Raw genomic sequence first — 14,398 nt, 5'->3', positions numbered from 1 at the left:
GAAGGTAACCCCGTACAGAGAACTGAAAGAGCAAATATGTCTCATGTCGTCGTAACGGGCGGCTACGGCCTGATCGGGTCGCATCTGGTGTCCACGCTGCTGGACCGGGGCGACACGGTGACGGTCTTCGACCAGGCCAAGAACACCCGCGACACCAGCATCGACTTCGACCGGCACGCCAACTTCCGGTTCGTGCAAGGCGACGTCACCGATCTGGCCGCGCTGTCCGAGGCCCTGACGCCCGGCGTCGACAAGGTCTTCCACCTGGCCGCGGTCGTCGGCGTCAAGAACTACATGAAGGACCCGCTGCAGGTTCTCGACGTCAACGTGACCGGCACGCGCAACGTCCTGGAGCTGAGCCAGCGGCACGGCACCCGGGTGGTGTTCGCCAGCACCTCCGAGGTGTTCGGCAAGAACCCCAACCCGCCGTGGGCCGAGGACGACGACCGCGTACTCGGCTCCACCAGGACCGCCCGCTGGAGCTACAGCACCAGCAAGGCCATGGCCGAGCACCTGGTCTTCGCGATGCACGCCGCCCACGGGCTGCCGGTGACGGTCGTACGGTACTTCAACGTCTACGGCCCCCGGCAGAACCCGATCTTCGTGATCTCGCAGTCCATTCACCGCATCCTCAATGGCCTCCAACCGCTGCTCTACGACTCGGGTGACCAAACCCGGTGCTTCACCTACGTCGACGACGCCATCGCCGGCACCCTGCTGGCGGCCGACAGCGACGCGGCGATCGGCGCGGCCTACAACATCGGCAGCATGACCGAGACCACCATCCGCGACGCGGTCGAGCTGGCGATCAAGATCGCCAACGTCGATTCGGTGTCCGAACCCGAAGTCGTCGACACGGCCGCGCGCTACGGGCGCCGCTACGAGGACATCCCCCGCCGCATCCCGGACTCCACCAAGGCGCAGCGCGAGCTGGGTTGGCGCCTCAAGGTCGACGTCGAGGAGGGAATCCGCCGCACCATCGACTGGGCGCGGGCCAACCCCTGGTACCTCAAGGGACCCGCGGGGGACTAGCCGGCGAGCGCGCGGTCGGCGAGCGCCCCCATCGCCGGTGCCAACTGCCCGGAGTACTCGGCCGTGATGTGGTTCCAGTCGAGGTAAACCATGGTGTTGCCGACGATGACGGGGCAGCGGTTCGTGGTGCAGAACAGCTCGGTCAGGTCGGCGTACTGCCCGCCGCCGGCCTTGGTGGCGCCGCTCTCGGCGGCGATCCCGGCGTCGTTGACCGCGGACGACCGTGGCGGCGAGCAGGCCGCGGCGTCGTCGAGGTGGCCGGACAGGCATTGCGGTACTACCGTGCCCGGGTCCGGGACCGGTCCGAGCACCAACACCTTGGCGCCGTCGCTGCGCAGCTGCTGCACCAGGCGGGTGAGGCTGTCGATCCACGCCGGGTCGTAGGGCGTGTAGCCCGCCTGCCAACTGCCCTCGCTGCGCTCCCGCGACATGCTCACCACGACCAGCCGCGGGTGCTCGGCGCGTAGCCGGGCCAGGATCAGCGCCCGCCACTGGTCGCAGTGCATGAAGCGCTCGATCAGGCCGTCGAGGTGTTTGGCGATGGGCACGTCGAGCAACGGGCAGCCCGCCTTGGCCATCATCTCCAGCCGCCAGTGCCGCTGTTCGGCGATCTGCTGAAACGCCGGATCCCACATGGCGGCGTGCGAGTCACCGACCAGGGCCACCGTCGTGCTCGAGGCGGTGTCACCCGTCGCGCACTCTGGCTGCCCGCTTTGGTTGGCCCCGCGGAAGCAGCCGCTGGACCACATCGCAGTCTGCCCGGCCGTCGCTTCGGCCACCGGGGGCTGCAGGTTCGACGGGACGACCCTCAGGTCGGCCGACGTCGCGACCGCGGTCTGCGCCTGCGCGAACGCCTGCTGCACCGCCGCGTCGTAGGCGTCCACGCCGGCGCCCGGTGGGACGGGTGCCGCGGTGATGGTCAACGCCGTGCCCGGGGCGCCGCGGCCGACCGGGATCGGAATCCACGCCAGCATCGCCACGCCCACCCCGACCGCCACCGCGGTCGCGGCCGCGCCGACCGCGAAACTGGCCAGCGGGGACTTGCGCAGCGGGGCGGCGTAGCGCAGCGGGTTCTCGACAAAACGCAGCGTGAGCATCCCCAAGCCGCCGGAGATCACGACGGCCACCAGCCTGCCGACCAGCCCGAGCTGATGGCCGAGCAGCGGCGCCGCCAGGACCAGCACCGGCCAGTGCCACAGATACCACGAGTAGGACAGCCGGCCCATCTCACGCATCGGCTTGAACGCCAGGATGCGGCCCGCTCCCTGCGTGGGAAGGGCGCAGCCGGCGCCGATCACCAGGACCGTGCCGAGCAGCGGCCATATCGCGGCGGTGCCGGGATACGGCGTGGCCGGGGTCAGCCGGTTGCAGACGAGCACGATCAGGGCCAGCCCCGCCCATCCGGTGATCGCGGCGGCTCGTGCCGGCAGCCGGCGCCACTGGTTGGCCGTGAGGGCCAGCATGCCGCCGACGGCCAGGTCCCAGGCCCGCGTGGGCAGCGAGAAGTACGCCGCCGGGGGTACCAGGTAGGTGGTCAGCAGGGAGAGCGCGAACGACGAAATCGCGACCAGCGCAAAGACTGTCAGGAAGGTGCGCTTGGGGGCGTTCGACAGAGTATTAGTAGTAGCGCCGGTGCGCCGGCGCGCGCGCCGGATCAGCCACCAGGTACCGATGATCAGCACCGGCCACGCCAGGTAGAACTGCTCCTCCACGCCCAGCGTCCAGTAGTGCTGGAACGGCGACGGCGGCTGATGGCCGCCGAAGTAGTCGACGTTTTCGTGAATGAACCAGTAGTTGCCGACGTACAGCGCGCAGGCGATACCGTCCTCCACGACGCCTTTGGCCTGCAACGGCGACAACAGGACGGCCGAGGCCATCACGGTCACGCTGCCGATGAGGGCGGCCACCGGCAGCAGGCGGCGGACCCGCGCGGCATAGAACTTGCGCAGCCCGATCGTGCCGGTGCCGCTCACCTCGCGCCAGAGCTGCCCGGTGATGACGAAACCCGAGATGATGAAGAAGATGTCCGGGCCGACGAACCCGCCGCTCGCGCCGGGCACGTCGGCGTGAAAGAGGAGGATGGCCACCAGCGTCAAGGCGCGCAGGCCCTCGATGTCCGGGCGGAATTCCTTGTGTGCCGAGCGCCGATCTTGCGCCGCCCCGATCGGGCTAACGCTTTCGGCCTGGACCACGGTCACCCACCTGTCTGAGGAGGCGTTCATCGAATCGAGGCATTATCACACACACGTTCAATGCCTCTCGGCCGAATCCGCCACTCCTGGGCGGCGGCCTGGTTATGCTGCTGGGCGGCTGAGCCGGAGACCCGAGAAAGGCAAAGGATCTCGCCGATGAAATTCGTGCTGGCAAACTGGGGAACTCGCGGCGAAGTCGAGCCCTACGTCACTGTCGGCCGCGAACTGGTGCGCCGCGGGCACGACGTGCACATGGCCGTCGCCCCCGAAATGGTCAGCTTCACCGAGGCGGCCGGGCCCACGGCGGTCGCCTACGGACCCGAATTGAAAGCCATCCTGGACCCGCATCGTGATTTCTGGGCGGGCCTGTTCGCCACCCCCTGGAAGGTCCGGGAGCTGGGCAGGTTGTCGGCCGAATACTCCGCCCCCCTTTCCCAGTGCCGGCCCGAGGTCAGCGCGACGCTGACCTCGCTGGCCGAGGGCTCCGACCTGCTACTCACCGGCATGAACTTCGAGGACGACGCCCTGAACGCGGCGGAGTACTGCGGCATCCCGCTGGCCACCCTGCACATCTTCCCGCTGCGTGCCAACGGCCGGCTCCTGCCGTTTCTGCCGGCGCCGCTGGCCCGCTCCGCGACACGGACGCTCGACTGGCTGGCTTGGCGCGGCGGGAAGCAGGTCGAGGATGCGCAGCGCCGCGACCTCGGTTTGCCGGAGGCGACGCGCCCCTGGCCGCGTCGGATCGCCGAACGCGGGTCCCTGGAAATCCAGGCCTACGACGCGGTGTGCTACCCCGGGCTGGCGGCCGAATGGGCGAAATTCGGTGGCCGGCGGCCGTTCGTCGGCGCACTGACGATGGAGTTGCCGACGGACGCCGACGACGAAGTCGCGTCGTGGATCGCCGCCGGAACGCCGCCGATCTGCTTCGGATTCGGCAGCGTCGGCGTCGAATCCGCTGCCGACACGCTCGCGATGATCAGCTCGGCGTGCGCGCAGCTGGGCGAGCGGGCGCTGGTCTGCGCGGCCGGGTCGGACTACAGCAACGTCCCCCACTCCGAGCACGTCAAGGTCGTGGGCGTGATGAACTACGCGGCGGCCTTGCCGGCCTGCCGCGCGTTCGTGCACCACGGTGGCTGCGGCACCACGAACGCGGGCCTGCGCGCGGGACTGCCGACGTTGATCCTGTGGACGTTGCCCGATCAGGGGCTCTGGGGAGCCCGGGTCAAACGCCTGAAAGTCGGCACCGGGCGGCGGTTTTCGGCGACCACCGAGAAATCGTTGGTCGCGGACCTGCGCACCATCCTGGATCCGCAATGCGCGATCCATGCCCGCGACCTCGCCGCCCGGATGACGAAACCCGCCGAGAGCGTTGCGGTCACCGCCGATCTGGTGGAAAACTTCGCGCGCCGCAAGCGGATTGGCTGATCGGCGGGCTCAAGCGTGGGCGAGCGCCCGGTCGGCCAGCGCCGCGATCGCCGGTGCGAGCAGCCGGGCGTATTGGAAAGTCAGATGCCCGGGGTCGAGATAAACCAGGGTGTTGCCGACGATCACCGGGCAGCGATTGGTCGTGCAGAACAAGTCGGTGAGGTCGGCGTACTGCCCACCGCCGGCGGCGGTGGCGGCGGATTCGGCCGTGATGCCGGGCTCGTTCACCGCGGTCGATCTCGGCGGCGAACAGGCCGTGGCGTCGTCGAGGTGGCCGGACAGGCAGATCGGCACATACGACTGCGGGTCGGGGATGGGCCCGAGCACCAGCACCTGCGCGCCGGTGCCGCGCAACTCCCGCACCAGCCGGAAGAAGCTGCTGTTCCACGCGGAGTCATAGGACGTGAAACCCGACGGCAAACCGTAGCGCTCGCCGTAGCGGCGCATCACGTCGAGCACGATCAGCCGCGGGTGCTCGTTGCCCAACCGCGCGATGATCTGGCCGCGCCACCGCGTGCACTCGGTGTATTCGCGGTGCAGGGTGGGGCTGAGGATGCGCAGGTCAAGCAAGGGGCAGCCGGCCTTGGACATCATGTCCAGCCGCCAGTGCCGCTGGGTGGCGACCTGCTGCAAGGCCGGGTTCCACATCGCGGCGGTGGAGTCGCCGACCAGCGCCACCGTCGTCGCCGAGGTGGTGTCGCCCGCGGCGCACTCGGGCTGCCCGTCTTGGAAGAAATTGCGCATGCAGCCGTCGCGGAACAAGGTCCGGTGTTCCTCCGCGGCGTCGGCTAAGGACGGATCGAGGTTCGACGGCACGGCTCTGAGGTCGGCCGATGCCGCGACCGCGGCGTGCGTCTGGGCGAACGCCTGCTGTACCGCCGCGTCGTAGGCGGCCATGCCGGAGCCCGCGGGCGGAGGCGCCGCGGTGATGGACAGCGGCGTAGCCGGCGCGCCCCGGCCGATCGGGGTGGGCACCCACAGCAGCAGCGCCACGCCCACGCAGACCGCCACCGCGGTGGCCGCCCCGCCGAGGGCGAGGCTGGCCCGGGCCGAGCGGCGCACGGGATCGGCGAACCGCAGCGGGTTTTCGATGAATCGCAGCGTGATTGCGGCCAGTGCGCCGGAGACGATGGCCGCGGTCAACCTGGCGGCCAGCCCGAGCGGGTGGCCCAGCAGCGCGGGGGCGAGCAGCAGCACCGGCCAGTGCCACAGGTACCACGAATAGGAGATCCGCCCGATCGCGCGCAGCGGCGACGTTCCCAACACGCGCCCGCATCCCTGCGACGGTGCGGCGCAGCCGGCGCCGATCACCAACATCGCGCCGAGCGTGGGCAGCAGCGCGGCGGTACCCGGATACAGGGTGGACGAGCTCAACTGGTTGCTGGCCACCAGGATCGCCGCGAGGCCCGCCCATCCGACGAGCGCGGCGGATCGTGCCGGCAAGCGTCGCCATTGGCCCGCGGTGAGGGCGATGAGCCCGCCGGCGGCCAACTGCCAGGCCCGGGTGGGCAGCGAAAAGAACGCCACGGGAGGCGCCAGATAGGTGACCGCCAACGAGAGCGCGAACGACGCGGCCGCGACCAGCGCCAAGACCACGAGATAGGGACTCTGAGATGAAGGCGAGGAGGCGGCGTTTGTCTTGGTGCGCCGACGCGCACGCCGGATCAGCCACGCCGTCCCGATGATCAGGGCCGGCCAGATCAGGTAGAACTGCTCCTCCACCCCGAGCGACCAGTAGTGCTGGAACGGCGAAGGCGGCGCCATGCCGCCGAAGTAGTCGACGCCTTGCTGGATGAACCAGTAGTTACTGACGTAAAGCGCGCTGGCGATGCCGTCGAAGATGACGGATCGGGCCTGCAACGGGGGGAGCAGGACGGCCGAGCCGACCAGGGTGATGACGCCCACGGTGGCCGATGCCGGCAGCAGTCGGCGGGCCCGGGCCCCGTAGAACTTGCCCAGCCGGACGGTGCCGGCGCCGCTCACCTCGCGCCACAGCAGTCCGGTGATCAAGAAGCCCGAGATGACGAAAAACACGTCCACGCCGACGAATCCACCGTCGAACCCGGGCACGTCCGCATGAAACAGGACGACCGCCAGCACGGCGACGGCGCGCAAGCCCTCGATGTCCGGTCGGAACCGCGACTGTGCCGAGGGCCGACCCCGCGCCTCTTCGGTAGGGCGAACGCTGTCGGACTGGCGCAAGGTCACCTACCTGGAAGCGGACACGTTCTCTCGAATCGAGGAATTATCACACACGCGTTCAACACGCCCGACCGACTTCACCACTATTCGCAGGCCCGCCGGCCGGGCCCGGGCCGGCGCTAGACCGAGGATTCGGGTTGCTCGCCGATCCATTCCAGCAGGGCGGGCAGACCGTCCTCGAGCGTCCACTTCGGACGCCAGTCGAGCCCGTTCTTGGCCGGGTCGATGTCACACCTCGCGGCGCGTACGTCGCCGTCGCGGAATTTCCCGACGACGTTCGGTCGGGGGGCGTCGCAAATGGCGGCGATCTTTTCCGCCAGCTGATGGATGGTCGTCGGGATCCCCGACCCGATGTCGAGGCAGCGCGTCCCGTTCGCGGGTTTCTCGATCGCGGCGAACAGGGCCTCGACGATGTCGTCGATGTATACGAAGTCACGCAGGATGTGTCCGTCTTCGTAGACTTCCAACGCGCATCGCTGCCGCGCCAGTCGTGCGAAAAGGGCAACAATTCCGGTGTAGGAGTTGGTCAGCGACTGTCCCGGTCCGTAGACGTTCTGCAGACGCAGCATGCTGAGGTTGGTGTCGTGCGCGGCCGTCCAAGCGGCCAGGATGTGCTCTTGGGCGAGCTTGGTCGCGGCATAAATGTTGGTGGGCCGCGGCTCGGTTCGGCCGGCGCAGCTCGCAAGCGGGACAACCGGATCGTCGGTGGGGCCCTGCGGATCCCAGATGCCGGCCTGCAGCTGCGCGTGGCTGCGGGGCTGCGGATAGAAGATCTGGGAGCCGCATTGCCAGGAGCCCTCGCCGTACACGGCCCTCGACGACGCCAGGACCAGTTGGTCGGGCGCGTGTCCGCAGCGGCTCAGGGCGTCGAGGAGTTGCGTCGTTCCCACCACGTTCACCGAACCGTGGCGGGTGGCCTCGGAAAGCGACTGCGCCGTTCCCGTCTCGGCCGCCAAATGGACGATCTGGGTCGGACGGACCAACCGAAGCACGGCGTCGCAGTCCGGGGCGTGGGTGACGTCGCCGGTGAAGAACCGCACCGACGGCGGCAGCTCGATCGCCGCGCTTTTGCCGTGCACCTGCGGGTGCAGGACGTCCATGACGGCGACGTCATAGCCGGCGCCGACGAGACGGCGCGCGAGCGCCGACCCGATGAATCCAGCCCCGCCAGTGATCAGAACGGGTGTTGACAACGGCCGACGCCTCCGGTTCCTCGGTACAGAAGTTCAGGTAGACCGGCAGGCGTTGCCTGGGTGCGGTCCGCGTGATCATACCGAGAGCCCGCATTTTCATCGCCGGTATCGGCGATAAGAAAACGACCGTCCTGCCGGACGGATCAACCGCCGGTAGACGTGCGGCCGGGCACCGTATCCGTGGCCGCCGCGCCGGCGAGCGCGCGGTCGGCGAGCGCGCCCATCGCGGGTGCGAGCGCCTGCGCGTACTGGCTCGTCAGGTGATCGTCGAAATACACCATGGTGTTGCCCACGACCACTGGGCACCGGTCGCCGGCGCAGAACAGCGGGGTGAGGTTTTCGTAGCGTCCGCCGCCGGCCTTGGTGGCAGCGGTCTCGTCGGCGATGCCGGCTCGGTTCAGCGCCTTCGCCCGGGGCGACGAGCAGGCCGTCGCGTCGTCGAGGTGATCGGACAGGCAGATCGGCACCGACTCGTAGGGATTCGGAACGGGCCCGAGCACCAGCACCTGCGCGCCGGCACCGCGCAGCTCCTGCACCAGCCGGGTCAGGCCGTCGGACCAGGCCCGGTTGTACGGCTTCGGCAGGTAGTCCAGGCCGCCGTACCCGCGGGACATGCTCACCACGACCAGCCGGGGGTGCTCAGCGCGCAACCGGGTCATGACCTCCCCGCGCCACTGCTCGCAGCGTTGAAAGTAGTCGACCATGCGGGCGACGAAGCCGGTGATGGGCAAGCTCATCGGGGGACACGCCCCCTTGGTCAGGGTGTCCAGCCGCCAGTGCCGCTGCTCGGCGACCTGCTGGAACGCCGGAGCCCACATCGTGGCATGCGAGTCACCCAAGAGGGCCACCGTCGTCTTCGAGGCGGTATCGCCCATCACGCACCCGGGCTGTCCGCCTCCCAACAGATTGTGTTGGCAGCCGTTGAAGAACTCGGCTCTGTATTCGGCGGCCGCGTGCGCGAGAGACGGCTCGAGGTTCGACGGCACGGCCCTCAGGTTTGTTGCCGCCGCCACCGCGGCCTGCACCTGGGCGAACGTGTCGTGTACCGCCGCGTCGTACGCGTCGATGCTGGAGCCCGGAGCGGGGGGCGACGCCATGACGGTCAACCGCGCGGCCGGCGCGCCGCCGCCGACGGGGTTGGGCACCCGGGCGATCATCACCACGCCCACGCACACCGCGGCCGCGGTGGCGACACCACCCAGCGCGAGGCTCGCGAGCGCGGACCGGCGTATCGGGGCGGCGAACCGGAAGGGGTCCTCGATGAAACGCACCGTGAGCACGGCCAGTCCGCCGGAGATGAGGACCGTCGCCAACCGGCCGGCCAACCCCAGGGGATGGCCCACGACGAACGGTGCGAGCAGCAGCACAGGCCAATGCCACAAGTACAAGGAGTAGGACACCCGGCCGATCGCCCGCATCGGCGCCGCAGCCAGCACGCGTCCGCAGCCCTCGGCGGGCGCCGCGCAGCCGGCGCCAATCACCAATACCGCACCCAGCACCGGCAGCAGCGCGGCGGTGCCCGGATACAGGGTGCCCGGGCCGAGCAGGCCGCAGGCCAGCAGGATCACCGCCAGACCCGCCCATCCCGCGATGGTGGCGGCGCGCGCCGGGAGGCGGCGCCATTGGGTGGCCATGAGCGCCACCAGGCCGCCCGCCGCCAACTGCCACGCTCGGGTGGGCAGGGAAAAGAACGCCACCGAGGGCGCCACGAAAGTGGCGGCCAGCGACAGCGTGAACGACACCGCCGCGACCAGGGCAAGGACCACCAGATACGGGGTTTGCCTGGAGGGGGTTTCGGCCTTGGTGCGCCGGCGTATGAGCCATATGAGCCAGGTCGTGCCGATGATCAACGCCGGCCAGACGAGATAGAACTGCTCCTCCACGCCCAGCGACCAGTAGTGCTGAAACGGCGACGGCGGCTGCACCGGGGAGAAGTAGCTCAAGCCCTCATGCGCGAAGTGGTTGTTGCTGACGTAGAGGGCGCTGTAGATCCCGTCCACCAGCACGCCGTGGGCCTGCAACGGGGGCAACAGGGCGGCCGAGCAGATCGCGGTGACCACCCCCACCGCGGCCGAGGCCGGCAGCAGCCGCCGAGCTCGGGCCCCGTAGAAGCGGCTCAACTTCACGGTGCCGGCGGAGCTCACCTCGCGCCACAGCAGCCCGGTGATCAAAAAGCCCGAGATGACGAAGAACACGTCCACGCCGACGAACCCGCCGCCCACACCCGGCAGGCCGGCGTGAAAAAGGACGACCGCAGCGACCGCGACAGCGCGCAGGCCCTCGATGTCGGGGCGAAAGCCCGACGCTATTGAGCGCTGGCTGCGCAGTCCTTCGCTGCGTACAACGCGGTCGGCATGAAGCACGAAGCAACCTTGAAAAGAAGAAGAAAGAGGACGTGTCCCCCCGGTCCGGGGAAGTATCACACACGTGTTGAACGCATTGGGTATGTTTGCGAATCATTGTTCATCGTCTTGGGAAGGCGGAGCTCGCGCATGACCAACCTGGAGGTGCGGTGAGCGTCGTCGATAGTCCGACCGTGCAGAGTCCGGACGTCGATCGGACGAACCTCCACACGGTATGGAAAGCGGTTCTGGTCTGCGTCGCGCTTCTGCTGGCCGCGGCATGCTATGTCCAGCCTTTACTCCTCGTCGGGTTGGGCGGCCTTCTGCTGCTGTGGCTGATCGCACGCCTGGTCTACCGCGACCGCGACCGCTACATCCCGAACCTGTATGCCCGGGACACCCGGGTGTACGACGACGCATATCGCGCGTTCATCGCCCGCACGCTCGAGGACATGCGCCAGTGCAAGATTCGCGGCCACACGCTTTTGTGGGAGGCGTCGCGACTACCGAAACCAACCCGCCAGGACTCCGACGAACTGCTGCTCGACCTCGGCGTCTGGCTCGGATGGTCGACGAGGCTCATGTCGGACGCTTCCGGCCGCCAGGTGTACGGCTTCGACACCTTCGAGGGTCTCGTCGAAGACTGGCAGATCGACGACCAGGCCCTCATCAAGCAGGGCACCTTTTCGCTGGCCGAACCGCTCGCGCAACGTTCGATGCAAGACACCGGGGTGAGCTTGCACGACGGCGTCCCCGACGCGCTCGGTCGCAAAGTGCAGTTCGTCAAGGGGAGCACCTACGACACGCTGGCCCCGTTCTTGGCCGAACGACCGGACGCGCCCATCGCGTTATTCCACATGGATTTGGACACCTACGAGAGTTGCCTGCACGCGCTGGAAACCTGCAAGGACCGTTTCGTCGAAGGATCCATCCTCGTCTTCGACGAATACCTCGTCACCAACGCCGAAATGCTGGCGTTCTTCGAGTTCGTCAGCAAGTACGAGCTTCAGTGGCGATACCGCGCGTGGGGCCTGGAGATCATGGAGATGAATCTCGAGATGGTCGTCTCGCGGTGGAAGCGCGCGACCTACTATCTGCCCTGGATTGCCGGGTATTGGTTGGTGGGCGACGGCAGCTACGTCTGGAAGTTCTTTCGCAAGCGGTTTTGGCGATTCTGGTTGGGCGCTCCGGTCGGCGACATCTTCTTCATGCTCGGTGCCGCCGGACAACGCAAGTCGGTCAGCCTGGAAATCACCGGCCTTGGCAAGCTCGACCCGGCCCGCCAGCGTGACCGAACCGGATGACCTAGGTCCAGGGCCGCGGCGATGAAGTTTGTGTTGGCGAGCTGGGGAAGTCGCGGCGATGTCGAGCCCAACCTGGCCGTGGGGCGTGAGCTGGTGCTCCGGGGGCACGACGTGTGCATGGCCGTCCCGCCCGATCTGGTCGCCTTCACCGAGGCGGCGGGGGTTCGGGCGGTCGGCTTCGGACCCGAAGCGCGGTCCATCCTGGACTCGCACCGCGATTTCTGGACGTGCTTTTTCAGCCACCCCTGGCGGGTTCGGGAGCTGATCAGGTCGCGGCTCGCGATCGCCGGGCCCCTGCTGCGGGGGTGGCAGGAGATGAGCACGACGCTGAAGTCGCTGGCGCACGGGGCCGACCTGATATTCACCGGCATCAATTTCGAGGACGCCGCCGCCAACATCGCGGAGTACTACGCCATTCCGTTGGCCACGTTGCATTACTTTCCGCTGCGCCCCAACGGTCTGACCCTGCCTTTCCTGCCGGCGCGGCTGCGGCGCTCGGCGGTGGCGGCGTTCTGGTGGGTGTCGTGGCGGGGGATGAAGAAGGCGGAAGACGCCCAGCGCCGCGAGCTCGGCCTGCCCAAGGCAACCGGGTCCGCGCCACGACGGATTACCGAACGCGGATCGCTGGAGATCCAGGCCTACGACGAGGCGTGCTTTCCGGGGCTGGCGGCCGAATGGGCGAAGTGGGATGGTCAGCGCCCGTTTGTGGGCACGCTGACGCTGGAAATGCCGACGGACGCCGACGAGGAGGCCGCGTCCTGGGTCGCGGCGGGAACGCCGCCCATCTTCTTCGGCTTCGGCAGCATTCCGGTCGAATCTCCCGCCGACACGATCGCGATGATCGCCGCGGCCTGCGCGCAGTTAGGCGAGCGGGCATTGGTGGGCGCCGCCGGGACCGATTACGGTGACGTCCCGCATTTCGACCACGTCAAAGTGGTGGGCACCATCAATTACGCGACGGTCTTTCCCGCCTGCCGCGCGGTCGTTCACCACGGCGGTTCGGGCACCACACCCGTTGCCATGCGCGCGGGGGTCCCCCAGCTGATCCTTTATTGGGACCTCGTGCACGCGGTCTACGGTTCCGCGGTCAAGCGGCTCAAGGTGGGCACCGCCCGGCGTTTTTCGACCGCCACCGAGCGATCGCTTGTCGCGGATTTGCGGACCATCCTCGCCCCGGAATACGCCGCCCGTGCCCGCGAGCTGGCCACCCGAATGACCGAACCCGCCAAAAGCGCGGCGGCCGCGGCCGACCGCTTGGAGAACTTCGCCCGCTTCAAGCGCATTTGTTGATCGGCGGAAGTATGGTTTAGCACTTGTTAGACCCAAGTAGAAGAGCAAGGGAGCTCCATGAAGTTTGTGCTGGCGTGCTGGGGAAGCCGCGGCGATATCGAGCCGGTCGCCGTCGTCGGCCGTGAGCTGGCGCGCCGCGGGCACGAGGTGTGCATGGCCGTCCCGCCCGACCAGATCGCCTTCGTCGAGAAGCTCGGGCTACAGGCCGTCGCCTACGGGGTCGACTGGTCCGAGAGCATGAAACCGTTGCGCAGCTTCATGAGTTTGTTTCGCCGCCACCCCTGGAAAGTCGCGGGCCTGATCAAGTTCTGGCGCGACCGGTGGGATGTCTTCACCGGGTGCTGGATGGACATGAGCAGGACGCTCGTGTCGGCGGCGGAGGGCGCCGACCTGCTGTTGACCGGCCAGAGCTGGGAGGAGCAGGCGAGCAGCGTCGCGGAGTACTACAACATTCCGTTGGCCACGCTGCATTACAACCCGATCCGGGCCACGGCCGCCCGACAGGTAAGGGCGTACGAGTGGGGATATTGGCTGCTGAGCAAGAAGGTCGAGGCCGCGCAGCGCCGTGAGCTCGGCCTGCCGAAGGCCACCAAACCCGCGCCACAACGGATCGTCGAACGCGGTTCGCTGGAACTGCAGGCCTACGACGCGGCACTCTTCCCCTGGCTGCCGGCCCAGTGGGCGGAATTCACCAAGGAGCGGCCCAATGTCGGCACGCTGACGTTGGAGTGGCAGACGGATGCCGACGACGAGATCGCGGCATGGATCGCCGAAGGGGAGCCGCCGATTTCTTTCGGCTTCGGCAGCATCCCGGTGGACGACCCGATCGAGATCATGACCATGATCGGCGCGGCCACCGCGGAGCTGGGGGTGCGCGGGCTGGTGGTGTCGGCCGGCAGCGACTACAGCAATGGCCCCCACTTTGACCACGTCAAGGTGGTGGACACGATGAATTACGCCAGGATCTTTCCCACGGTTCGCGCGATCGTGCACCGCGGGGGTTCGGGCACCACCAACGCCGCGCTGCGCTCGGGCGTCCCCGCGTTGATTCTCTGGAAGTTGCCCGACCAGTTCTTCTGGGGAAATCAGATCAAACGATTGAAGGTGGGCACCGCGCGGCGCCTTTCGACCGCTACCACCGAAACGCTCCTGCAGGACCTCCGAACCATTCTCGCCCCGGAGTACGCCACCCGGGCGCGCGAAGTCGCCGCCGAAATGAGCGTTGCGTCCAAAGGCACCAAGGCCGCCGGCGACCTGGTCGAAAATTTCGCCCGGTCGCGGGTCGCCGGCTGACCGGCGGATCGGCGCGCCGGTCGGCAACCGGGGTGACCGCAGTCTCACTTACCTATTCGCGTGACAGGCGTCTCACCCAGCAAGTATGGTCTAGAACTTGTTATACCCATGTCGAGTAGATGGTC

General features: G+C 68.2%; 9 protein-coding genes. 5 read left to right on the top strand and 4 right to left on the bottom strand.

The annotated features are described in order from the left end of the window. The first annotated feature begins 36 nt into the window (after positions 1 to 36). Positions 37 to 1,032 (top strand): NAD-dependent epimerase/dehydratase family protein, encoded by a 996-nt coding sequence (locus AC5Y4S_RS26250; protein ID WP_500035492.1) that lies wholly within the window; start codon positions 37 to 39, stop codon positions 1,030 to 1,032. Here AC5Y4S_RS26250 and AC5Y4S_RS26245 read toward each other — a convergent pair. Continuing rightward, entirely contained in the window at positions 1,029 to 3,254 is a 2,226-nt protein-coding gene (locus tag AC5Y4S_RS26245; RefSeq protein ID WP_500035491.1) for an acyltransferase family protein, read from the bottom strand. The genes AC5Y4S_RS26250 and AC5Y4S_RS26245 overlap by 4 nt on opposite strands. A 126-nt stretch (positions 3,255 to 3,380) precedes the next feature. Between AC5Y4S_RS26245 and AC5Y4S_RS26240 the strand changes: the two genes are divergently transcribed. After that, a complete protein-coding gene (locus AC5Y4S_RS26240; protein ID WP_500035490.1) occupies positions 3,381 to 4,649 on the top strand; it encodes a glycosyltransferase in 1,269 nt (422 codons plus the stop codon). Positions 4,650 to 4,658: 9 nt separating this feature from the next. Here AC5Y4S_RS26240 and AC5Y4S_RS26235 read toward each other — a convergent pair whose 3' ends face one another. The 3 genes from AC5Y4S_RS26235 to AC5Y4S_RS26225 form a co-directional block, all read right to left on the bottom strand. Further along, entirely contained in the window at positions 4,659 to 6,857 is a 2,199-nt protein-coding gene (locus tag AC5Y4S_RS26235; protein WP_500035489.1) for an acyltransferase family protein, read from the bottom strand. A gap of 113 nt (positions 6,858 to 6,970) precedes the next feature. Then, the gene (locus AC5Y4S_RS26230) at positions 6,971 to 8,044 is read right to left on the bottom strand and encodes an NAD-dependent epimerase/dehydratase family protein (protein ID WP_500035488.1); all 1,074 of its coding nucleotides are present in this window, start codon (positions 8,042 to 8,044) and stop codon (positions 6,971 to 6,973) included. 143 nt (positions 8,045 to 8,187) lie between these two features. After that, positions 8,188 to 10,371: an acyltransferase family protein gene (locus AC5Y4S_RS26225; protein WP_500035520.1), complete on the bottom strand. Its 2,184-nt coding sequence runs from the start codon at positions 10,369 to 10,371 to the stop codon at positions 8,188 to 8,190. A gap of 185 nt (positions 10,372 to 10,556) precedes the next feature. On the opposite strand from AC5Y4S_RS26225, the gene AC5Y4S_RS26220 reads away from it, so the two are divergent. From AC5Y4S_RS26220 to AC5Y4S_RS26210, 3 genes are read left to right on the top strand one after another with little or no spacing between them, the layout of a single operon-like run. Further along, positions 10,557 to 11,690 carry a class I SAM-dependent methyltransferase gene (locus tag AC5Y4S_RS26220; RefSeq protein WP_500035487.1) on the top strand — a complete coding sequence of 378 codons (1,134 nt, stop codon included), beginning with the start codon at positions 10,557 to 10,559 and terminating at the stop codon, positions 11,688 to 11,690. 21 nt (positions 11,691 to 11,711) lie between these two features. Further along, positions 11,712 to 12,980 (top strand): glycosyltransferase, encoded by a 1,269-nt coding sequence (locus tag AC5Y4S_RS26215; RefSeq protein ID WP_500035486.1) that lies wholly within the window; start codon positions 11,712 to 11,714, stop codon positions 12,978 to 12,980. A 57-nt stretch (positions 12,981 to 13,037) separates the two neighbouring features. After that, positions 13,038 to 14,273, top strand: coding sequence for a glycosyltransferase (locus AC5Y4S_RS26210; protein ID WP_500035485.1), 1,236 nt, complete (start codon positions 13,038 to 13,040; stop codon positions 14,271 to 14,273). The last annotated feature ends 125 nt before the right edge of the window (positions 14,274 to 14,398 follow it).

The sequence above is a fragment of the Mycobacterium sp. NGS64 genome, assembly GCF_059812245.1.
Note: the sequence above shows the minus strand (reverse complement) of the source record. Positions and strands in the feature narration are given on the sequence as shown.